This window comes from Microvirga sp. RSM25, from assembly GCF_044784385.1.
Lineage (GTDB): Bacteria > Pseudomonadota > Alphaproteobacteria > Rhizobiales > Beijerinckiaceae > Microvirga > Microvirga tunisiensis.
In genome coordinates, this window is record NZ_CP173039.1 from 4310528 (window position 1) to 4331815 (window position 21288).

General features: G+C 65.1%; 17 protein-coding genes. 3 read left to right on the forward strand and 14 right to left on the reverse strand.

Annotated elements, in window-relative coordinates; translation table 11 throughout:
• Position 1 precedes the first annotated feature (1 nt).
• Positions 2-793, reverse strand: coding sequence for an ABC transporter ATP-binding protein (locus ACD578_RS20460; protein WP_404288013.1), 792 nt, complete (start codon positions 791-793; stop codon positions 2-4).
• Positions 794-853: 60 nt separating this feature from the next.
• On the reverse strand, positions 854-1891 hold the full coding sequence (locus ACD578_RS20465) for an ABC transporter substrate-binding protein (protein WP_404288015.1): 1038 nt from the start codon (positions 1889-1891) through the stop codon (positions 854-856).
• A gap of 301 nt (positions 1892-2192) precedes the next feature.
• Between ACD578_RS20465 and ACD578_RS20470 the strand changes: the two genes are divergently transcribed.
• The gene (locus tag ACD578_RS20470; protein ID WP_404288017.1) at positions 2193-3200 is read left to right on the forward strand and encodes a TerC family protein; all 1008 of its coding nucleotides are present in this window, start codon (positions 2193-2195) and stop codon (positions 3198-3200) included.
• A gap of 259 nt (positions 3201-3459) precedes the next feature.
• Here ACD578_RS20470 and ACD578_RS20475 read toward each other — a convergent pair whose 3' ends face one another.
• Positions 3460-3921: an Lrp/AsnC ligand binding domain-containing protein gene (locus ACD578_RS20475; protein ID WP_099510218.1), complete on the reverse strand. Its 462-nt coding sequence runs from the start codon at positions 3919-3921 to the stop codon at positions 3460-3462.
• A 113-nt stretch (positions 3922-4034) separates the two neighbouring features.
• On the opposite strand from ACD578_RS20475, the gene putA reads away from it, so the two are divergent.
• Positions 4035-7133: a bifunctional proline dehydrogenase/L-glutamate gamma-semialdehyde dehydrogenase PutA gene (putA, locus tag ACD578_RS20480; protein WP_404288019.1), complete on the forward strand. Its 3099-nt coding sequence runs from the start codon at positions 4035-4037 to the stop codon at positions 7131-7133.
• A 145-nt stretch (positions 7134-7278) separates the two neighbouring features.
• On the opposite strand, the gene ACD578_RS20485 is transcribed toward putA, so the two are convergent.
• The 8 genes from ACD578_RS20485 to ACD578_RS20520 form a co-directional block, all read right to left on the reverse strand.
• The gene (locus ACD578_RS20485; protein WP_404288021.1) at positions 7279-7791 is read right to left on the reverse strand and encodes a 2'-5' RNA ligase family protein; all 513 of its coding nucleotides are present in this window, start codon (positions 7789-7791) and stop codon (positions 7279-7281) included.
• A gap of 39 nt (positions 7792-7830) precedes the next feature.
• A complete protein-coding gene (locus ACD578_RS20490; RefSeq protein WP_152710004.1) occupies positions 7831-8232 on the reverse strand; it encodes a F0F1 ATP synthase subunit epsilon in 402 nt (133 codons plus the stop codon).
• Between the two features lie 110 nt (positions 8233-8342).
• On the reverse strand, positions 8343-9785 hold the full coding sequence (gene atpD, locus ACD578_RS20495; protein ID WP_152710002.1) for a F0F1 ATP synthase subunit beta: 1443 nt from the start codon (positions 9783-9785) through the stop codon (positions 8343-8345).
• A gap of 22 nt (positions 9786-9807) precedes the next feature.
• On the reverse strand, positions 9808-10680 hold the full coding sequence (locus ACD578_RS20500) for a F0F1 ATP synthase subunit gamma (protein ID WP_404288024.1): 873 nt from the start codon (positions 10678-10680) through the stop codon (positions 9808-9810).
• 55 nt (positions 10681-10735) lie between these two features.
• A complete protein-coding gene (gene atpA, locus ACD578_RS20505) occupies positions 10736-12265 on the reverse strand; it encodes a F0F1 ATP synthase subunit alpha (protein WP_404288026.1) in 1530 nt (509 codons plus the stop codon).
• Entirely contained in the window at positions 12265-12837 is a 573-nt protein-coding gene (locus tag ACD578_RS20510; protein ID WP_404288028.1) for a F0F1 ATP synthase subunit delta, read from the reverse strand. Before ACD578_RS20510 ends, atpA begins: the two co-directional genes overlap by 1 nt.
• 242 nt (positions 12838-13079) lie before the next feature.
• Complete coding sequence (locus ACD578_RS20515; protein WP_404288030.1) at positions 13080-13640, reverse strand: histidine phosphatase family protein; 561 nt, start codon at positions 13638-13640, stop codon at positions 13080-13082.
• Between the two features lie 33 nt (positions 13641-13673).
• Positions 13674-15836 (reverse strand): primosomal protein N', encoded by a 2163-nt coding sequence (locus tag ACD578_RS20520; protein WP_404288032.1) that lies wholly within the window; start codon positions 15834-15836, stop codon positions 13674-13676.
• Positions 15837-15882: 46 nt separating this feature from the next.
• On the opposite strand from ACD578_RS20520, the gene ACD578_RS20525 reads away from it, so the two are divergent.
• Entirely contained in the window at positions 15883-16881 is a 999-nt protein-coding gene (locus tag ACD578_RS20525) for a tyrosine recombinase XerC (RefSeq protein ID WP_404288034.1), read from the forward strand.
• 985 nt (positions 16882-17866) lie between these two features.
• Here the strand turns inward: ACD578_RS20525 and ACD578_RS20530 are convergent.
• From ACD578_RS20530 to odhB, 3 genes are all read right to left on the reverse strand, one after another.
• Complete coding sequence (locus tag ACD578_RS20530) at positions 17867-18490, reverse strand: thymidine kinase (RefSeq protein WP_404288036.1); 624 nt, start codon at positions 18488-18490, stop codon at positions 17867-17869.
• 9 nt (positions 18491-18499) lie between these two features.
• Positions 18500-19900 carry a dihydrolipoyl dehydrogenase gene (gene lpdA / locus ACD578_RS20535; RefSeq protein ID WP_404288038.1) on the reverse strand — a complete coding sequence of 467 codons (1401 nt, stop codon included), beginning with the start codon at positions 19898-19900 and terminating at the stop codon, positions 18500-18502.
• 120 nt (positions 19901-20020) lie between these two features.
• Positions 20021-21274 carry a 2-oxoglutarate dehydrogenase complex dihydrolipoyllysine-residue succinyltransferase gene (gene odhB / locus ACD578_RS20540; protein ID WP_404288040.1) on the reverse strand — a complete coding sequence of 418 codons (1254 nt, stop codon included), beginning with the start codon at positions 21272-21274 and terminating at the stop codon, positions 20021-20023.
• Positions 21275-21288 lie beyond the last annotated feature (14 nt).

Below are 21288 nucleotides of genomic sequence, written 5' to 3' on the forward strand. Positions count from 1 at the left end.
CTCAGGCCGCCTTGCGCGCCTGCGCGATGTGGCCGCGCAATTCATGGACGAGAGCGGAGAATTCCGGCGTGTAGGTGATTTCGAGATCGCGCGGCCGCGCGAACTCCACCTCCCGCTCGGCAACGATCCGGCCCGGCCGCGCGCTCATGCAGAAGATCCGGTCCGACAGGAAGGCGGCCTCGCGCAGATCGTGGGTGACGAGGATGATCGTGACATTCTGCGCCGCGTGGAGATCGCGCATCACGCACCACAATTCCTCGCGGGTGAAGCTGTCGAGCGCACCGAAGGGCTCGTCGAGCATCAGGAGCTTCGGCTCATGGATCAGCGCGCGGCAGAGGGAGGCACGCTGCTGCATGCCGCCGGAGAGCTGCCAAGGAAACCTATGCCCCTGCCCTTTCAGGCCTACCTGGGCAAGAAGGCTCTCGGCCTTGGCGACATATTCCGCCTTGTGACGGCGCAGCCGCGAGCGGTGCGGCTCCACGATCTCCAGCGGCAGGAGAATGTTGTCGAGAGTCGTGCGCCAGGGCAGCATGGTGGGATTCTGGAAGGCCATCCCGGCGAGTTTGACAGGAGCTCCCACTTCCCTGCCATCCACGATCACAGTGCCTTCGCGGGGAAACTGCAATCCGGTGGCGAGCTTCATGAGCGTGGACTTGCCGCAGCCCGAGGGGCCGACGATGGCGGCGAACTCGCCCTCGTTCACCTTGAGGTTCAGGTCTCTGACAGCGGGCAGGCCATCTTCCGCCCGCGCATAGACGTGGGTGACGTCGTGAATGTCGACAAAGGGTTTCATGAAATAAAGCCGGTGAGCCAAAAGAAGAGCCCGGCTGCCGTGACAGCCGGGCTCGCGATATCAGTCTATTTTGCGCTGGTCGGCAGCCGGGAGGAACTCCTCCGTAAACACGGCGCCGACCTCAGGCTTGGCCTTGTAGGCGAAGGTCAGGCCGATCTGGTCGAGGGCCTTGGCGAAGCGGTCCTTGTCGATGCCGCCGAAGCCATTCTCCTTCACCCAAGGAGTGATCATGTTCTGCTCCAGCACCATCTTGAGGCGCTCGAGTTCCACGTCCTTCTTGGCCACGTCGTTGCGCTTGATCACCGAATCGACCGCACTCGACGGGTCCTTCACCGTGTCCTGCACACCCTTCATGATCGCGCGCAGCAGGCCCTTCACGGCCTCGGGCTTCTCCTGGGCGAATTTCTGCGAGACGATGATCGTATTGCCGTAGAGATCGACACCATAATCGCTCATGAGCATCACGACGATATCTTCCGCCGGCACGCCACGGGATTTCAGGTTGATGTAGGAGGACATGGAGAAGCCGAACACCCCATCGACTTCGCCCTGCGCCAGCATAGGCTCGCGGACCGGGAAGCCCACGTTCTCGAACTTCATGGTGGAATCGTCGATCTTGTTGACCGTCTTGAAGATCGGCCATTGCGCATAGGCGCCGTCGGCCGCGGGAGCGCCGAGCTTCTTGGCCTGAAGGCTCGATACCTCCTTGGTGATGCCGCGGCTCTTGCGCCCGATGATGGCAAAGGGCGGACGATCGTAGATCACCATCACGGCCTTGATGTCGGTGCCCGGGTTCTCGTCGCGGAAGCGCACGAGGGAGTTCACGTCGCCGAAGCCCACATCGTAGGTGCCGGAAGCCACGCGGGAGATCGGCTCGCGGGAGCCCGCCGCCGGATCGATCGTCACATCGAGCCCCTCAGCCTTGAAGTAGCCCTTGTCGATCGCAACGGCGAAGGGGGCCGCCGGCCCCTCCCAGCGCCAGTCCAGGGAGAACCGCACCGGCGTCTGAGCCTGGGCGGCAGCGGACCCGAGAAGCGCTGCCGCACCTGCCAGCATCCCCCTGATCCACGTCGCCTTCGTCGAACGATCCGCAAACATCACCGTCACCTCTGTCTTTATGGTTTGGAGCCTCGTGGCACTCTTTTTGGCCGCCTGCCCGGTTCTTGACCATGCAATCAGATCGGCTCTCCGGGTCAAGTCTCTTGCCCGGGCATCCCTGCCCTCGGGGCGTGCACTTGACGCAAAATTGAGCAGAAGTTCTCAGGTTCGAGACCCTTGAAGGCTGCGAGAACGCTTCCCACGTTGGACCCATCGGCGCCCGGGCCCCTCTGGCAGGACGTAAGCATGCGACTGTGATGTCGGAGCCGATGCTTGAACAGAAGCAATCAAAGGTCCGGTTATGCCAGAATTCCTACTTGTGGAATGGCTGGGAAAGCCCGTCTGGATGTGGACGGCTTTCCTGAGCCTTGTCGTTTTTCTCCTCGCTTTCGATCTCGGTGTCCTGAACAGAAAGGACAAGGAGCTCGGCGTGAAGGAGAGCCTCCTGCTGTCCGCCTTCTATATCGGCATCTCGGCACTTTTCGGCGCCTATATCTGGTGGTCGTTCGAGACCGGCCTCCTGGTGACCCAGGACGGCAGCCATGCGGGCATCGCCTACTTCACGGGGTTCTTCATCGAGAAGTCCCTGTCCATCGACAACGTCTTCGTGATCTCGCTGATCTTCAGCTACTTCGCGATCCCTCGGAAATACCAGTACCGCGCCCTTGTGTGGGGCATCATCGGCGTCATCGTTCTGCGCGGCATCATGATCGCGTTGGGCGCCGCCTTGGTGCAGGAATATGCCTGGATTCTCTACGTCTTCGGCGCCTTCCTGATCGCGACCGGCATCAAGATGCTGGTCGTTCCCGAAAGCGATCCCGACATCGAGAAGAACCCGCTCGTCCGTACCCTGCGCAAGCACATGCGGGTGACGAACCGCCTTCACGATCAGCACTTCTTCGTGCGCGAGCCCGATCCGAAAACGGGCAGGATCGTCACCTGGGCAACACCGCTCTTCCTGGCCCTGGTTGTGATCAACGTCGCCGACCTGATCTTCGCGGTGGACTCGGTGCCGGCGATCTTCGCCATCACCACGGACACCTTCGTGGTCTATACGGCCAACATCATGGCGATCCTCGGCCTGCGGGCGCTCTATTTCGCCTTGGCCGCCATGGTGCACCGGTTCCACTACCTGAAATACGCTTTGGCACTGGTGCTCATCTTCATCGGTGGCAAGATCTTCTGGAACCAGATCGTGGGCAAACTCGATCCCACCATCTCGCTCGGCGTGACTCTCGCCCTGATCGCCGGCGGCGTCGTCTTCTCCCTCTGGAAGACGAAGGACGAGGAAAAGACCGCTACCGGCTAAATGCGCCCTTTTTGATCGTCATCACCGGCCTTGTGCCGGTGATTCCCATCTGCATTTCCAATCCCCCCGCCCTCATCCTGAGAAGGTCACGGAGCGACCGTCTCGAAGGAACATCCAGAGTGCACCGGATCCTCCTTCGAGACGCAGCCTCACGGCTGCTCCTCAGGATGAGGTAAGAGGACGGAAAAGCGGCAAGGCGAAGATGGCCGGGACCGATCCCTGGACCGAGTCCGGGGACGGCCACGACATGGTGCGGAGGTCACACCGGCAGCATCCCGTCGCTCTTCACCTCCTCCATCACCGCATAGGTGCGGGTCTCCTTCACGCCCGGCAGGGCGAGGAGGATCTCGCCGAGAAAGCGGCGATAGGCGGCCATGTCGGCCACCCGGGTCTTCACCAGATAATCGAAGCCGCCCGCCACCATGTGGCACTCGAGAACCTCGGGGGCTCGCTTCACGGCAGCGGCGAACTTCTCGAAGACGTCGGGCGTCGTCTTGTCGAGGGAGACTTCGACGAAGACCAGGAGTTCGAGGCCGAGCCGGTGCGGATCGAGCCTCGCGCCGTACCCGGCAATGACCCCCTCGCGCTGGAGACGTTTCACACGCTCGCCGGTCGAGGTGGGCGACAATCCCACCTTTTCGGCAAGCTCCACGGTGGCGATGCGGCCATCGGCCTGGAGAGCTTTGAGGATCTTGCGATCGATCCGGTCCAAATCCGTCATTTTCACGGTCTTCCTACAGTCTTGCCGCTGCTCCTAAGGCAAATCCGGCAATTTTGCCATCGAAACGCGGTCATCAGCCTCATATATTCCGGGAACCATCCAGAGGATTTCCGATGAGCCCTGCCCCCAGCGCCGCCCTGCCCTTCAACCCGCCCTTCGCGGAAGACGACAAGGCCATTGCGGCCCGGCTTCTCGCCGGTTCGCGTCTCTCGCCGGAGAGGGAGACACGCGTGGACGAGCAGGCCGCCCGCCTGATCGAGGCGATCCGCGCCAAAGGCGGCGGCCTCGGCGGCGTCGAGGAGATGCTGCGGGAATACGCGCTCTCCACCAAGGAAGGCCTTGCCCTGATGGTTCTCGCCGAGGCCCTGCTGCGGGTGCCGGATGGGGCCACCGCCGACCGGCTGATCGAGGACAAGCTGGGTCAGGCCGATTTTGCCGGTCACGAGTCGAAGTCGGATGCCTTCCTCGTCTCGGCCTCGGCCTGGGCGCTCGGCATTACGGCGCGCATCATCCAGCCCGGCGAGACGCCGGAGAGCATTCTCGGCCAGCTCACCAAGCGCCTCGGCCTTCCTGCCGTGCGCACCGCCACCCGTCAGGCCATGCGGGTCATGGGCAACCACTTCGTGCTCGGCCAGACCATCGAGGAGGCGCTCAAGCGCGCTACGTCGTCCAAGGGACGCCTCTACCGCTATTCCTTCGACATGCTGGGCGAAGGCGCCCGCACTGCCGAGGATGCGCGCCGCTATTTCCAGTCCTACGCCTCCGCTATCGACGCCATCGGCCGCTCGGCCGGCAACGAGCCGCTCCCGAATCGTCCCGGCATCTCGGTGAAGCTCTCGGCGCTTCATCCGCGCTATGAAGCCACGAGCCGCGACCGGGTCCTGCGCGAACTGGTGCCGCTCGTGATCGAACTGGCTCGACAAGCGAAGTCCTACGACCTCAACTTCACCATCGATGCCGAGGAAGCCGACCGGCTCGAACTCTCGCTCGAAGTGATCGAAGCCGTGCTCGCCGATCCGTCCCTCGCCGACTGGAAGGGCTTCGGCCTCGCCATCCAGGCCTATCAGAAGCGCGCCGGCTCGGTGGTCGACGCCATTGCCGCCATGGCGGAGCGCTACGACCGTCAGCTCATGGTGCGCCTCGTGAAGGGCGCCTATTGGGATACGGAGGTGAAGCGCGCCCAGGAGCGCGGCCTCGACGATTATCCGGTCTTCACCCGCAAGGCGATGACGGACCTGCACTACATGGCCTGCGCCGAGAAGATGCTGAGCTTGCGCCCGCGCATCTACCCACAATTCGCCACGCACAACGCGTTGACCGTCGCATCCATCATTGAGCGCGCCGGCGGCACGGAGGGCTACGAGTTCCAGCGCCTGCACGGCATGGGGGAGGCCCTCTACGCGCGCCTTCTGGAGGACAATCCGGGCTTGGCGTGCCGCGCCTACGCGCCGGTGGGCGGCCATCGCGATCTTCTCGCCTATCTCGTGCGCCGCCTGTTGGAGAACGGCGCGAATTCCTCCTTCGTCTCGGTCGCGGCCGATACCAACGTTCCGATTCAGTCCCTCTTGAAGCGTCCGGCCGACATCATCGTGTCCGCCGACAAGGCGCGCCATTCCAGGCTTCCCCTGCCGCGTGATCTCTATGGCCCCGAGCGTACCAATTCGAAGGGCGTGGAGTTCGGCCACCATGCCTCGCTCGATGCGTTCCTCGCCGAGATCAAGCGCGGCGCGCAGCAGAGCTTCAAGGCCGAGCCGCTGATCGATGGCAAGGCGGCATCCGGCTCGTCACGTCCTGTCATCAGCCCCATCGACGGCACGACGGTGGCCGGCCAGGTGACGGAAGCCTCACCGGAAGTGGCCGACCGCGCCATGGCTGCGGCCAGTGCCGGCTTCGCCAAGTGGAGCCGTACGGACGCAAATGCGCGTGCCAAGGTGCTCCAGCGCGCCGCCGATCTTCTGGAGGAGCGACGCGGTGCGCTGCTGCACCTGCTGCAGGTCGAAGCCGGCAAGACCCTCGACGACGCGCTCTCCGAGGTACGCGAAGCGATCGATTTCCTGCGCTACTACGCCGTTCAGGGTCGCAGTCTCTTCGGCACAGGCGAGGCGATGCCGGGGCCAACGGGCGAGAGCAACGTGCTGCGCCTGCGCGGCCGCGGCGTGTTCGTGGCGATCTCGCCCTGGAATTTCCCCCTTGCCATCTTCCTCGGTCAGGTCGGCGCCGCGCTGATGGCCGGCAATGCGGTCGTGGCGAAGCCTGCCGAGCAGACGCCGCTCATCGCGGATCTCGCCGTGCGCATCCTGCATGAGGCGGGAGTGCCGAAGGCGGCGCTTCATCTTGTGCCCGGCGATGGACGCGTGGGTGCGCGTCTCGTGGAGCACAAGGATGTGGCCGGTGTGGTCTTCACCGGATCGACCGAGGTGGCCCGCATCATCAACCGCACGCTCGCGAACAAGGATGCGGCTATCGTGCCGCTGATCGCCGAGACCGGCGGCATCAACGCCATGATCGTCGATGCGACCGCTCTGCCCGAGCAGGTCGCCGACGATGTGGTGATGTCCGCCTTCCGCTCCGCCGGTCAGCGCTGCTCGGCCCTGCGCCTGCTCTGCGTGCAGGACGATGTGGCCGATCGCATGATCGAGATGATCGCCGGCAATGCACGCGAATTGAAGATCGCCGATCCACGCGAAATCGCGACCCAGGTTGGTCCCGTGATCGACCGCGAGGCGAAGGACAAGCTCGATGCGCATGTCGAGGCCATGAAGCGCTCCGCCAAAGTGCATTATGCCGGCGAGGCCCCTTCGGTCGGGACTTATGTGGCGCCGCACATCTTCGAACTCAACAAGCCCCACGATCTCGCGCAGGAGGTGTTCGGTCCGGTTCTGCACGTCGTGCGCTACAAGGCGGATCGCCTGGAGGACGTGCTGCGGGCCATCGAGGGCTCCGGCTATGGCCTGACGCTCGGCGTCCACTCGCGCATCGACGCGACCGTGGAGCGCGTCGTGCAGGCTTTGTCGGTGGGCAATGTCTACGTGAACCGCAACATGATCGGTGCTGTCGTCGGCGTGCAGCCCTTCGGCGGTCACGGGCTGTCCGGTACCGGCCCTAAGGCCGGCGGTCCGCACTACCTCCTGCGCTTTGCCACCGAGCAGACGGTGACGATCAACACGGCGGCCGCCGGCGGCAACGCGAACCTGATTGCGATGGGGGAGTGAGGCGTAGCGCCTTTCCCCGATCCTTCGGTGTTCTATACCTGTTTCACGTCATCACCGGCCTTGTGCCGGTGATGACGATTTGTCGGACACCGGAGCTTTTCCTCGTCGAGATGGCCGGGACAAACCCGGCCATGACATAATGGACTCATGGTGTGAACCGGAAACCTCGCACGCGCTCCCAGGGCCCGCCGCGATACCACCACAACTCCAGCCCGACGGCCTCGGCCCGAAACGGCTCGAAACTGTCGCTCAGCTCTTCCAGAAGAGCCCTCGCGGCAGTCGGAGCGACCTTGTTCTGCACCGTCACATGCGGCAGGTGGTTCTGGCGATCCTGAGGTTTGAGCCAGTCATTCCATTGCATGGCAAGATGCCGGCGCATCTCGGCCAGCTCAACGGACTCGAGCGTGTAGGCGACACCGCGTCCGAGGGAGCGCAGGCCTTTCACATGGAGAGTGAAGGGATGCTGACGTGAGGCATAAGCCTCGATGTCCTGCCGGATGGTTCCGGCGTGCTCGCCGGGCAGATGATGGAACAGTGTCAGATGCGCCGGGATGAAGTTCCGTTCCGGCGGAAAGTAGCGCCGCCTTTGCTCGTCGAAGAACGCGAAGGAGCGTTCGTCGAACTGGAGCGTCAGGATGAGCGGTGCGGCGTGGTCCATCAAAGAAAAACCCGGCTCGGGGCCGGGTTGTTTCAAGCTTTAGAAGTTCAGGGCAGCCTTCGCCTCGCGCAATTGCGCGACCGCCGATTCCGCCGCGTGCTTGGCTGCCGGATCATTGGTGGCATCGTAATGCATTTCGGCCGTCAGGATTTCCTGGTCGAGGATATCCTGGGTCAGCTCTTCCTCAGGAAGTGCGCGTTCGGCGAGAACCGTCAGGCCGTTCTGGTTCACATCGGCGAAGCCGCCACGAACGAGAACCCGCCGTCCGTTGCCAGGGGTGCTGGTAATGACGAGGAACCCGGTCTTGAGGGCCGTCATCACCGGCGAGTGGCCGGCCAGAACCGTCATGTCGCCCTCGGTCGCCGGCAGCACGACGGCATCGACGTCGCCGGAGAACAGCACACGCTCGGGGGAGACGAGTTCGAAGTTGAAGGTAGCCATCTGAGCTCCTCGTCATCCCGATGAGTGTTCGGGAATCGTTTGGGAGATACGCTTTGGACAAAGTTATCCCGGAGCGTGCAGGCACGTCTCCGGGATAGCACGAACTTTGATTAAGCCGCTTCGGCCGCGAGGCGCTGAGCCTTCTCGACCGCCTCTTCGATGCTGCCGACCATGTAGAAGGCAGCCTCAGGCAGATGATCGTACTGGCCTTCCACGAGACCCTTGAAGCCCTTGATGGTGTCTTCGAGAGCAACGAGCTTGCCCGGCGAGCCGGTGAACACTTCGGCCACGAAGAAGGGCTGCGACAGGAAGCGCTCGATCTTGCGGGCGCGGGCCACGGTCAGCTTGTCCTCTTCCGACAGTTCGTCCATGCCCAGGATCGCGATGATGTCCTGAAGCGACTTGTAGCGCTGCAGGATCTGCTGGACCGAGCGCGCCACGTTGTAGTGCTCCTCGCCGAGGATCGCGGCGGAGAGCATGCGCGAGGTCGAGTCGAGCGGATCCACCGCAGGATAAATACCCTTCTCGGCGATCGAGCGCGAGAGCACGGTCGTGGCGTCGAGGTGGGCGAAGGAAGCGGCCGGAGCAGGATCGGTCAGATCGTCGGCGGGCACGTAGATGGCCTGCACCGAGGTGATCGAACCCTTGTTGGTGGTGGTGATGCGCTCCTGCAGCATGCCCATGTCGGTGGCCAATGTCGGCTGGTAGCCCACCGCCGAAGGAATACGGCCGAGAAGCGCCGACACCTCGGAGCCCGCCTGCGTGAAGCGGAAGATGTTGTCGACGAAGAACAGCACGTCCTGGCCCTGGTCGCGGAAGTTCTCGGCAACCGTCAGGCCGGTGAGCGCGACGCGGGCGCGGGCGCCCGGGGGCTCGTTCATCTGGCCGTAGACGAGGGCGCATTTGGAGCCTTCGCCGCCGCCATGCTTGTTCACGCCCGACTCGATCATCTCGTGATAGAGGTCGTTGCCCTCGCGGGTGCGCTCGCCGACGCCGGCGAACACGGAGTAGCCGCCGTGAGCCTTCGCGACGTTGTTGATGAGCTCCATGATGAGCACGGTCTTGCCGACGCCCGCGCCACCGAACAGGCCGATCTTGCCGCCCTTGGCGTATGGAGCGAGCAAGTCGACGACCTTGATGCCGGTGACGAGGATCTGAGCCTCGGTGGCCTGCTCGGCATAAGACGGAGCGGGCTGGTGGATGGCGCGGACGCCTTCCGACGGGATCGGTCCGGCTTCGTCCACCGGCTCTCCGATGACGTTCATGATGCGGCCGAGCGTTCCGGCGCCGACCGGCACCGAGATCGGTGCGCCGGTGTCGGTGACCGGCTGGCCGCGCACGAGGCCTTCGGAGGTGTCCATGGCGATGCAGCGCACCGTGCTCTCGCCGAGCTGCTGAGCCACTTCGAGCACCAGGCGGTTGCCGCCGTTGGTGGTCTCGAGAGCGTTCAGGATCTCCGGCAGGTGGCCTTCGAACTGCACGTCGACGACGGCGCCGATGACCTGGGTGATGTGTCCGGTTGCGATGCCGGGGGTAGTGGCGGTGTTGGCCATAGGTGGCTCCTCTCGGATGTCGTCAGAGCGCCTCGGCGCCCGAGATGATTTCGATCAGTTCCTTGGTGATCATCGCCTGACGCGACCGGTTGTAGGTCATCGTCTGCTTCTTGATCATTTCGCCCGCGTTGCGGGTCGCATTGTCCATGGCGCTCATGCGGGCGCCCTGTTCGGAAGCGGCGTTCTCAAGCAGCGCGCGGAAGATCTGCACGGTGAGATTCCGCGGCAGGAGCGTCGTCAGGATCTCGCCTTCATCGGGTTCGTACTCGTAGACCGCGTCGGTCGCGCCGGCGCTGGCCTCGAGCTGGGCCGGGATGATCTGCTGCGCCGTCGGGATCTGGGCGATCACCGAGCGGAAGCGCGAGTAGAACAAGGTCGCCACGTCGAACTCGCCGGCCTCGAAACGGGCAAGCACCTTCTGGGCGATCATGTCGCCCTGCTCGAAGCCGAGTTGGCGCACGGAGCGCAGGTCGATGAGCTCGATGATCTGTTCGGCGAACTGCCGACGCAGGATGTCGTAGCCCTTCTTGCCGACGCAGATGATCTTGACCGTCTTGCCCTCGGCGAGCAGCCGGTTGGCATGGTCGCGGGCAAGACGCGCGATCGAGGAGTTGAAGGCACCGCAGAGACCACGCTCCGCGGTGCAGACGATCAGCAGATGAACGCGGTCGGAACCGGTGCCGGCGAGCAGGCGCGGCGTCTCGGGTCCGACGGTGATGCCGGACGCGAGGTTGCCGAGCACCACAGCCATGCGCTCCGCGTAAGGACGCGCGGCTTCCGCCGCGCTCTGCGCGCGGCGCAGCTTTGCGGCGGCCACCATCTGCATGGCCTTGGTGATCTTCTGCGTCGCCTTGACCGAGGCGATGCGGTTACGAAGGTCTTTTAAGCTCGGCATCGAGCGGCCCTACCCTCTCCGGTAATCCGGCTGGATCTTGCGAGAACGGAAGTCTTTACGAGAAAGACTTGGCGTAGTTCTGGACGACGTCCTTGAGCTTCGCCTCCGAGTCGCTCGACAGGTCCTTCGAAGCGCGAACGGCTTCGAGAAGATCGGTGTGCTTGCCGCGCAGGAGCGAGAGCAGACCGTCCTCGAACGCACGGACCCGGTTGAGAGGCAGGTTGTCGAGGTAGCCGTTCACGCCGGCATAGATCACGGCGACCTGCTCTTCCATCTTCAGCGGCGAGAACTGCGGCTGCTTCAGGAGCTCGGTCAGACGCGAACCGCGGTTCAGCAGGCGCTGGGTCGTGGCGTCGAGGTCGGAGCCGAACTGGGCGAAAGCCGCCATCTCGCGGTACTGGGCCAGCTCGCCCTTGATCTTGCCCGCGACCTTCTTCATCGCCTTCGTCTGGGCCGAAGAGCCCACGCGCGACACCGAGAGGCCGACGTTCACCGCCGGGCGAATGCCCTGGTAGAACAGGTCCGTCTCGAGGAAGATCTGGCCGTCGGTGATCGAGATCACGTTGGTCGGGATGTAGGCCGACACGTCGTTCGCCTGCGTCTCGATGACCGGCAGAGCGGTGAGCGAACCCGAGCCGTTGTCCTCGTTGAGCTTCGCCGCGCGCTCCAGGAGCCGCGAATGCAGGTAGAACACGTCGCCCGGATAGGCCTCGCGGCCCGGCGGACGGCGGAGCAGCAGGGACATCTGGCGGTAGGCGACGGCCTGCTTGGACAGATCGTCATACGTGATCACGGCATGCATGCCGTTGTCACGGAAGAACTCACCCATGGCGCAGCCGGCGAAGGGCGCCAGGAACTGCATCGGGGCCGGGTCCGAAGCGGTGGCCGCGACGATGATGGAATATTCCAGCGCGCCGTTCTCTTCGAGAACCTTCACGAATTGGGCAACCGTGGAGCGCTTTTGGCCGATGGCGACATAGACGCAGTAGAGCTTCTGGCTCTCGTCGTCGCCCTGGTTCAGCGGCTTCTGGTTGAGGATCGTGTCGAGGGCGATGGCGGTCTTGCCGGTCTGGCGATCGCCGATGATCAGCTCGCGCTGGCCGCGGCCGACCGGGATGAGGGCGTCGATGGACTTGAGGCCCGTCGCCATCGGCTCGTGAACGGACTTGCGCGGAATGATGCCGGGAGCCTTCACGTCCACGCGGCGGCGCTCGGTGGCCACGATCGGACCCTTGCCGTCGATGGGGTTGCCGAGCGCGTCGACGACGCGGCCGAGCAGGCCCTTGCCGACCGGCACGTCCACGATGGCGCCCGTGCGCTTCACGGTCTGGCCTTCGGCGATCTCGCGGTCGGAGCCGAACACCACGATGCCGACATTGTCGGTCTCGAGGTTGAGGGCCATGCCCTGCACGCCCGACTCGAACTGCACCATCTCACCGGCCTGGACATTGTCGAGGCCGTAGCAACGGGCGATGCCGTCACCCACGGACAGGACCTGCCCGACTTCGGTGACTTCAGCCTCGGTGCCGAAGTTCTTGATCTGCTCTTTGAGGATCGCGGAGATCTCAGCGGCTCGAATGTCCATCAGTGGACCTCTTTCATCGCTAGACGAATGGAATTGAGTTTGGTGCGCACCGAAGCATCCACCATGCGGGAGCCCATCTTCACGATGAGACCGCCGATGAGGCTCGGGTCGATTTTGACGTCGACGGAGACGTCAGCCTTGGCGACGTCGCGCAGCGCCGCCTTGATTTCGTTCAGGACTGTGTCGGACGGCGCTTCCGCCAGGGTGACCTGCGCCCGGACAATGCCCTTCGCATCGGACACGAGGTCCTGATAGGCGCGGATCATGTCGGGCAGCACGAAGAGCCGGCGCTTGGCCGCCACGAGGCGGATGAAGTTGCCCGCAAGACCCGAAATGGCGGCCTTGTCGAGAATGGCTCCGATCGCGTTCGACTGCTCTTCAACCGTAAAGATGGGGTTTTGGATCAGGCGCTGCAAGTCGTCGCTGCCGCGGATCAACTCACCGAAGCGGGCGAGATCGCCGGCAACGGCATCCACGGCATTCGCTTCCCGAGCGAGTTCGAACAGCGCCGACGCATAGCGCAATGCTACGCCCGACAGGAGGGGTCCTTCTTGCGAACCGCTTTGCGCCACGTAACCGTCTCTCTCGTGTCTTAACGGGCCTCGGACCGGGAAAGCCTGCGAACAAGGCCCTCGGGAAACCCGTCAGGTGTGGAAATGAGCCCGGAGCGAAAGCCTTCTCCGCCCGTCAGGCGAGGGTGCACTAGCATGGGTTTTTCCGAGGCGCAAGGCGAGCTGGGCCCTGTCTGGCCGGGAAAAAACCGGGCACCCGGTTAAGGTAAAGGTCCAGAGGAGCCCCTTCGCCGAAAAATGCTCTAGAGCTCCAGGGTGGCAACTTCGCAGTTGTTCAGAAACCGTCCGGTGAGCTTGCTGAAGAAGGTGCCGTGCCCGACGACGGCGATCATGCTTTCCGGCCGCTCGGCGAGCCAGCCGCGGAACCGCTCGACCCGCTCCTCGAACACATGGGCCGGCTCGTAGACGAAGCCCCGCTCGTTCACCTCGCCCTCGTTGTGCCACCAGACCTCATCCAGATGCCCGAAGGAGAGATGGGGAAACTCCTGCGACAGGCAGGAGACGGCGCGGCCCACGTCGCAGCTGCTCTCCAGGGACTCGCGGTGGAGGCATTCCACGAGGATCGACGGAGAGGCGGGATGGTCCCCGAACAGGCCCATGGTGGTCTGGATCGCCCGGGTCAGCGGCGAGGTCACGACGAGCTCATAAGGATACTGGCGCAGCTCGGGCGCCCGCTCGGCCACTTGGCGCCGGCCGAGCTCGGTCAGGGGCGCATCGATGTGGAGCGGATCCTCGCCGTGTTCAGCCCAGTGGGCGTTGAAGGTGGACTGGCCGTGGCGGATGCAATGGACGATCTTGGTCATGGTGCCTTGTCTTGATGATGCGCTTTTGCTTGATCACAAAAAGCTCTGCGGGTCCACGTCGATGGAGACGCGGGTGTTGCCGCGAATCTTCGGGCAGCGGGCCATCCAGCCTCGCAGATAGGCCTGAAGGTCCACCTCCCGTTCCGTCTTGACCAGGAGCCGGAAGCGATAGCGGCCGCGGATCAGGGCGAGCGGCGCTTCGGCGGGGCCGAGCACCGTGACACCGGGCGGAGGCTCCGCCACCAGGGCCATGGCGCGGGCATGGGCTTCCGCCGCCTCGCGCTCGGCGGCCGAGACGATGAGGGACGCCAAGCGCCCGAACGGAGGTAGGCCCGCCATTTCGCGGACGCGGGTCTCCTCCTCGTAGAACCGCTCCGCATCGCCGGAGATCAGCGCCGCGATCACCGGATGGTCCGGCTGCCAGGTCTGGACGAGGGCCCGGCCCGGTTTTTCCCCACGCCCGGCGCGGCCCGTGACCTGCTGGAGCATCTGGAAGGTGCGCTCGGCCGCGCGCGGATCGCCGGAGGTGAGGCCGATATCGGCGTCGAGCACGCCCACCAGCGTCATGAGCGGGAAGTTGTGTCCCTTGGCGACGAGCTGCGTGCCGATGACGATGTCGAACTCGCCCGCAGCGATCGCGGCGAGTTCCGTCCGCAGCCGCTCCGTGCCGCCAGGAAAGTCGCTGGAGAGCACGATGCAGCGCTTGTCCGGAAACAGTTCCGCCGCCTCCTCTGCAATCCGCTCCACGCCGGGGCCGCAGGGCACCAGCGAATCGACGCTGCCGCATTCGACACAGGCGTGCGGCGTACGCTCCACATGGCCGCAATGATGGCACACGAGGGAGCGCCGGAAGCGGTGCTCGACGAGCCAGGAGGAGCAGTTCGGGCATTCGTAGCGATGGGCGCAGGCCCGGCAGAGGGTGAGCGGGGCGTAGCCGCGCCGGTTGAGGAAGAGCAGCGCCTGCTCGCCTCGGGCGACCGTGTCCTCCACGGCCGTCACCAGGGCCGGCGAGAGCCAGCGCCCTTTCGGGATAGCTTCCCTACGCAGGTCCACGGCCCAGATCTGCGGCATGGAACGCCCGCCGAACCGCTCAGGGAGGCGCACATGGCGGTAGCGCCCGCGCTCCACGTTGACCCGGCTCTCGATGGAAGGCGTCGCGGAGGCCAGCACCACCGGTGCATTCTCGATCTTGCCGCGCACCACCGCCATGTCGCGGGCATGGTAATGCACCCCGTCGTCCTGCTTGTAGGCGGTCTCGTGCTCCTCGTCGACGATGACGAGGCCGAGATCCGCGTAGGGCAGGAACAGGGCCGAACGTGCGCCCGCCACCACCTTCACCTCGCCCGCCGCGATGGCCGCATAAAGCCGCTCGCGCCGGCGGCCGGTCACGCCGGAATGCCAGGTGGCGGGCTTGACGCCGAAGCGGGCCGCGAACCGGTCGAGGAATTGCGCCGTGAGGGCGATTTCCGGCATGAGGATCAACGCCTGCCGGCCGGTCCGCAAGGCCTCGGCGACCGCCTCGAAATAGACCTCGGTCTTGCCGGAGCCCGTGACGCCTTCGAGCAGGATCACGGGCGGGTGCTCCTCGCCCATGGCGGCGACGAGTTCGTCCGCCGCCTCGCGTTGGCCATCGGAGAGGGCCGTGTGGCCGAAGGCGGGATCGGGCATCTCGGCGACGGGCTCGGCCAGAAGCGCCACGGTTTCCAGAGTTCCCTCGTCGATGAGGCCGTCGACGACGCCGCTGCTGACGCCGGCCGCATGCGCCAGCTCGCTTTTGAGCCGGACGATTCCGTCCTGGGCGATCTCGACCACCTTCTGCCGCGCGGGCGTCATGCGCTTCGGCAGGGCGCCCGCCATCCTCACGCCGACGCGCGCCACCTCCTGCCGGTCCGGATCCGGGATCTTCAGCCCCATGGCGAGGGCCGATCCCTTGGGCGCCAGGGTGTACCACGCGATCCAGTCAAGGAACTTGCGCATCTTGGACGACAGGTTCGGCGCCTTGATGACGCCGGTTACCTTCTTGAGGTTCCCCCCCTGCCCGTCCCGCAAGCCCCAGACGACGCCGGCCACCTCGCGGTTGGCGAGCGGCACCTGCACCACGTCGCCCTCCTCGAGGGCGAGGCCGTCCGGCACGGCATAGGAATAGGCCGTGTCCAGCGCCAGCGGGATGAGGACATCGGCAATGCGGCTTGTCATTCGAAAGGAGTTAACCTGTGACTGTTATGGTTCTGCCCTTGCATAAATGGGACTCATGTCAAGCAGCGTCACGCAAAATGCTCTCGATCTCGTCCTTCCCGGCGCGGATGACACCCGCCGCGAGGCGATGGCGTGGCTCGCCTCGCTCGCCAAGGAGCGGCGGCTCTCAGGCAAAACCGTCGAGGCCTATGCCCGGGATCTGCGCCAGTTCCTGGCCTTCCTGACCAACCATCTCGGCGAGCCGCCGAGCGTGAAAGGCATCCTCGGCCTGAAGCCTCTCGACATCCGGGCGTTTCTCGCCGCCCGTCGGATGAATTCGGTCGGCAGCCGCTCGCTCATGCGCCAGCTCGCGGCCCTGCGCTCCTTTGCCCGCCATCTGGAACGGGAGGGCTTCGGGACGGCCTCGGCCTTTGCGGCGATCTGCACGCCGAAGGTGGACAAGAACCTGCCGCGCCCCCTCTCGGCCTCCTCGGCTGTAGCGGTGACGGATGCCGCGACGCGGGCGTCCGAGAACCGCAAGCCCTGGATCCTGGCGCGCGATGCCGCCGTGCTCTCCCTGCTCTACGGCGCAGGCCTGCGCATTTCCGAGGCGCTGGGGCTGCAGCGGCGCGATGCCCCGGTCAACGGGATCGACACGATCACGGTCACCGGCAAGGGCAGCAAGATGCGCAGCGTGCCGGTCATCTCAGCCATCCAGCGCGCCGTGGAGGAGTATCTGCAGCTCTGCCCCTATGCGATCCCGCCGGAGGGTCCGCTCTTCGTCGGGGCGCGGGGCGGTCCGCTCTCGCCGCGTATCATCCAGCTCGCCGTCGAGGAACTGCGTGGCGCGTTGGGTCTGCCGGACAGCGCCACGCCTCATGCCCTGCGCCATTCCTTCGCGACACATCTTCTCGCCAAGGGCGGCGACCTGCGCGGCATCCAGGAGCTCCTGGGCCACGCCTCGCTCTCGACCACGCAGCTTTACACGAAGGTGGATGCCGCCCGTCTGATGGATGCCTTCAACGCGGCGCATCCGCGGGCAAGGGTGAAGCAGGACGTTTCGTAACGCCGGCCGCGGGCAGACAGGGATGACATCTCCCGCTTCGCCACGTCATCACCTCCCCGGACTTGATCCGGGGATCGGCGCCGGTGATCCCGATGGATAGCCGGCGCCTGGTTCCGCTTGCGGTTTCATTGGGCCCTCGCACCCTCCGACTGCACCCTCCGGCGTCATCACCGGGCTTGTCCCGGTGATGACGTTGGATCGAAGCGCTGCGCATTTCCGCATCGGGATGGCCGGGACAGGCCCGGCCAAGACGTGGTGGGTGTGAGGTCGGGCGCGGGAATGATGTGTGTCACAGAGCCAGCACCTGTGGGCCCAGGGCTGGAGAGCCCTGAGCCTGAGATTGATCGAGGGTGGCGCGAAGGGCAGCCCGGCTCGATGGGGATGATGGAATGGAAGAGCCGGAGTGCCTCTTCGCGCACGGCTTTTTTAGGCGGACAGGAGAGGCAAGCTCAGTCAACCGCCGCAGGCGTGGTCCGTCTGCTCGACGGGGGCCTGCGACCGATCCCGACTACCCGCCCACATCCTGGGCCTCCCGTCGACAGGGGTGCGAACCCTGCCACGGGACCGTGCCTGCTTCCGCACTGCGACGCCTCGCGAGCGCGCCCCTCTCAGAAGCAGGTCTGCGCAATGATATAGCTCAACTCACACCCGCCGTCAGGAACAAAGTGAGAACATTACACACCCGCCCGTCATCACCTCCGCGTCATCACCGGCCCTGTGCCGGTGATCCCGATCCGTCAAGCGCAGCGCCTCTCAGCATCGGGATGGCCGGCACAAGCCCAGCCATGACGGGGGAGAGGATGCACGGGAACCAGCAGATGTCATTCCCGCCAGGCGCGCAGAGAAGGGAACGGAAATCCATCACGCAGGACGCAGCAGGGGACCCCGTCCCAGCCTGCGGACCACCGGAGACGACGCGCACCCGATGACCTTCGGGACGACCTGGCAGTGCGGTGGCTGGCCCCGGTGGGGCGAAGGTCGGTCCTTACTCCGCCGCCACGGGCTGGGCCAGCATCTGCCGTGCGGCGGGGCCGATATCGCCCTTCGTCCAATGGGGGCGGCAGACGGAGACGTAGCGGCCCTCGCCGCCGATCTCGACCACCTCGCCGGAGCGTACGGCCTCGCCGTTGCGGTCGTATTTGAGGATCATCGTCGCCTTGCGGCCGCAATGGCAGAGCTGCTTGATTTCCTGGAAATCGTCGGCGAGCGCCATCATGGCGATGATCGCGTCGCTGAACAGCGTGCCGTAGACGTTGTTCTTGAGCCCGTAGGCCATGACCGGGATCCTCAACTCGTCGACGATCCAGGCCAGTTGGCGGACCTGGTCCGCCGTCATGAACTGGACCTCGTCGATGAGAACCGCCGTCACCGGCCGTCTCGCATGCTCCGCCGCCACGACGTCGTGGATGGCGTCTTCCTTCCGCAGCGGGATGGCATCGGCTTCGAGGCCAAGGCGGGACTTGACCTTACCGACTCCGAAGCGGTCGTCGATCACACTCGTGAACAGCAGCACGTGGCCGCCGTTCTCGATGTAATTGTAGCGAACCTGCAGGAGATGGGTGGTCTTGCCTGCATTCATCACCGAGTAGAGGAAGTGGAGCTTTGCCATCCGCCAATCTTACATGTGGATCGCGCGCTTTTCGACCGCCAGCGCCGCTTCCTTCACAGCTTCCGCAAGCGTCGGATGCGCGTGGCAGGTGCGGGCCATGTCTTCGGACGATCCGCCGAACTCCATGGTGATCGCGGCCTCGTGGATGAGGTTGCCCGCCTCCGCGCCGATGATGTGGACGCCCAGCACCTTGTCGGTCGTCGCATCGGCCAGGATCTTCACGAAGCCGTCCGTGGTGCGGTTGACCTTGGCGCGTCCATTGGCGGTGAAGGGGAACTTGCCGATGTTGTAGGCGATGCCCGCGCTTTTGAGCTCCTCCTCGGTCTTGCCGATGGAGGCGACCTCGGGGAACGTGTAGACCACGCTCGGGATCACGTCGTAATTCACGTGGCCCGCCTTGCCGGCGATGATTTCAGCAACGGCAACGCCTTCGTCCTCGGCCTTGTGAGCGAGCATGGGGCCGGCGATCACATCGCCGATGGCGTAGATGCCGGTGACATTGGTGGAGAAATGCGCGTCCGTCTGGATGCGGCCGCGATTGTCGAGCTGGACGCCCACATGATCGAGGCCGAGGCCCTGCGTGTACGGCACGCGGCCGATGGCCACGAGCACCACGTCGGCCTCGATGGTTTCAGCCGCACCGCCGGCAGCCGGCTCGAAGGTGAGCGTCGCGCCCTTGGCGGTCTTCTCGACCTTGGTGACCTTGGAGCCGAGCTTGAACTGGAAGCCCTGCTTGCCGAGGATGCGCTGGAAGTTCTTGGCGACCTCGCCGTCCATGCCGGGCAGGATGCGGTCGAGATATTCCACCACCGTCACCTCGGAGCCGAGGCGGCGCCACACGGAGCCGAGCTCCAGGCCGATCACGCCGGCGCCGATGACCACGAGGCGCTTCGGCACGCTCTCGAGTTCGAGCGCGCCCGTGGAGGACACCACGATCTTCTCGTCGATGTCGATGCCGGGGAGGCGCGTCACGTCGGAGCCCGTGGCGATGATGATGTTCTTCGTCTCGAGCATCTGGTTCGAGCCGTCCTCGCCCGTCACCTCGACCTGACCGGCCGCCGCGATGCGCGCGGTGCCGATGAAGGCATCGATCTTGTTCTTCTTGAGCAGGAACTCGACGCCCTTGGTGTTGCCGTCGACGCCTTCCTGCTTGAAGGCCTGCATCGTCTTGAGGTCGAGCGTCGGGGCGCTGACGCCGATGCCGAGGCCGGCGAAATGATCGCGCGCCTCCTCGAACATGTGCGAGGAATGCAGCAGCGCCTTCGACGGGATGCAGCCCACATTGAGGCAGGTGCCGCCATGGGTCTTGCGTTTCTCGACGACGGCGGTCTTCAGGCCGAGCTGCGCGGCCCGGATGGCGGCCACATAGCCGCCGGGGCCGGTGCCGATGACGATGACATCGTAGGACATTGCTTGTCTCCACTTAACGGCATGCCCGGAGGTGATCCGGGCATCCACGTCTTTAGCGTTGCGTTTGAAGGCGTGGATGCCCGGGAGAACCCGGCCATGACGCTGAAGGGATTGTTGGTCTTAGAGATCGAGAACGAGGCGGGCCGGATCTTCCAGCGCTTCCTTGACCCGCACGAGGAAGGTCACGGCTTCCTTGCCGTCGACGATGCGGTGATCGTAGGAGAGCGCGAGATACATCATCGGGCGCACGACGACCTGGCCGTTGCGAACCACAGGACGGTCCTCGATGCGGTGCATGCCGAGAATGCCCGATTGCGGCGCGTTGAGGATCGGCGTCGACATCAGAGAGCCGTAGATGCCGCCATTGGTGATGGTGAAGGTGCCGCCCTGCATCTCGTCGATGGAGAGCTTGCCGTCACGGGCGCGCTTGCCGAAATCGGCGATCTTCTTCTCGATGCCGGCGACCGACAGATCGTCCGCGTCGCGCACCACGGGAACCACGAGGCCCTTCTCGGTGCCGACCGCGATGCCGATGTGGTAGTAGTTCTTGTAGACGAGGTCCTGCCCGTCGATCTCGGCATTCACGGCCGGAACGTCCTTGAGCGCCTGGATCACCGCCTTGGTGAAGAAGCCCATGAAGCCGAGCTTGGTGCCGTGCTTCTTCTCGAACACGTCCTTGTACTGGCTGCGCAGCTGCATCACCGCACTCATGTCCACGTCGTTGAACGTGGTGAGCATGGCGGCACTGTTCTGGGCATCCTTCAGGCGGCGCGCGATGGTCTGGCGCAACTTGGTCATCTTCACGCGCTCTTCGCGCTCGGCATCGACCGGAGCCGAGGGGGCGCGGACCTGGACCGGAGCGGCAGGCGCGGGAGCCGCAGCCCCGCCCGTCGCGATGGCCGCGAGCATGTCACCCTTGGTGACGCGGCCGTCCTTGCCGGAGCCGGCGACACCCGCCGGGCTCACGCCGCTCTCGGCTGCCAGGCGGGCGACGGCCGGACCATTGTCGCGGGACGCTGCTGCAGCCGGAGCGGGAGCCGCTGCGGGAGCGGGAGCAGGAGTCGGTGCAGGCGTCGGTGCAGGCGTCGGTGCCGCCTTGAGAGCCTCGGCCTTCGGGGCGGGAGCAGCCGCAGCGCCGCCCTCGACGATCGAGCCGAGGACCGCACCGGGGCTCACCGTCTCACCGTCCTTGGCAACGATGTCGCCGAGGGTGCCGCTCGCGGGAGCGTTGACCTCAAGCGTCACCTTGTCGGTCTCGAGCTCGAGCACGGGCTCGTCGGCCTTCACGGGATCGCCGGGCTTCTTGAACCAGCGGCCGATGGTGGCCTCTGACACGGATTCGCCAAGGGTGGGTACGCGGATTTCGGTTGCCATGGTCGTCTTTGGGT

What these genes read in the sequence shown, in the direction of transcription:
- ACD578_RS20490 (WP_152710004.1), bottom strand. Translation starts at nt 8,232, where the DNA reads ATGGCTACCTTCAACTTCGAACTCGTCTCCCCCGAGCGTGTGCTGTTC.
- ACD578_RS20520 (WP_404288032.1), bottom strand. Translation starts at nt 15,836, where the DNA reads ATGACAAGCCGCATTGCCGATGTCCTCATCCCGCTGGCGCTGGACACG.
- atpA (WP_404288026.1), bottom strand. Translation starts at nt 12,265, where the DNA reads ATGGACATTCGAGCCGCTGAGATCTCCGCGATCCTCAAAGAGCAGATC.
- odhB (WP_404288040.1), bottom strand. Translation starts at nt 21,274, where the DNA reads ATGGCAACCGAAATCCGCGTACCCACCCTTGGCGAATCCGTGTCAGAG.
- ACD578_RS20460 (WP_404288013.1), bottom strand. Translation starts at nt 793, where the DNA reads ATGAAACCCTTTGTCGACATTCACGACGTCACCCACGTCTATGCGCGG.
- putA (WP_404288019.1), top strand. Translation starts at nt 4,035, where the DNA reads ATGAGCCCTGCCCCCAGCGCCGCCCTGCCCTTCAACCCGCCCTTCGCG.
- ACD578_RS20525 (WP_404288034.1), top strand. Translation starts at nt 15,883, where the DNA reads ATGGGACTCATGTCAAGCAGCGTCACGCAAAATGCTCTCGATCTCGTC.
- ACD578_RS20530 (WP_404288036.1), bottom strand. Translation starts at nt 18,490, where the DNA reads ATGGCAAAGCTCCACTTCCTCTACTCGGTGATGAATGCAGGCAAGACC.
- ACD578_RS20470 (WP_404288017.1), top strand. Translation starts at nt 2,193, where the DNA reads ATGCCAGAATTCCTACTTGTGGAATGGCTGGGAAAGCCCGTCTGGATG.
- ACD578_RS20465 (WP_404288015.1), bottom strand. Translation starts at nt 1,891, where the DNA reads ATGTTTGCGGATCGTTCGACGAAGGCGACGTGGATCAGGGGGATGCTG.
- ACD578_RS20500 (WP_404288024.1), bottom strand. Translation starts at nt 10,680, where the DNA reads ATGCCGAGCTTAAAAGACCTTCGTAACCGCATCGCCTCGGTCAAGGCG.
- atpD (WP_152710002.1), bottom strand. Translation starts at nt 9,785, where the DNA reads ATGGCCAACACCGCCACTACCCCCGGCATCGCAACCGGACACATCACC.
- ACD578_RS20475 (WP_099510218.1), bottom strand. Translation starts at nt 3,921, where the DNA reads ATGACGGATTTGGACCGGATCGATCGCAAGATCCTCAAAGCTCTCCAG.
- ACD578_RS20515 (WP_404288030.1), bottom strand. Translation starts at nt 13,640, where the DNA reads ATGACCAAGATCGTCCATTGCATCCGCCACGGCCAGTCCACCTTCAAC.
- ACD578_RS20485 (WP_404288021.1), bottom strand. Translation starts at nt 7,791, where the DNA reads ATGGACCACGCCGCACCGCTCATCCTGACGCTCCAGTTCGACGAACGC.
- lpdA (WP_404288038.1), bottom strand. Translation starts at nt 19,900, where the DNA reads ATGTCCTACGATGTCATCGTCATCGGCACCGGCCCCGGCGGCTATGTG.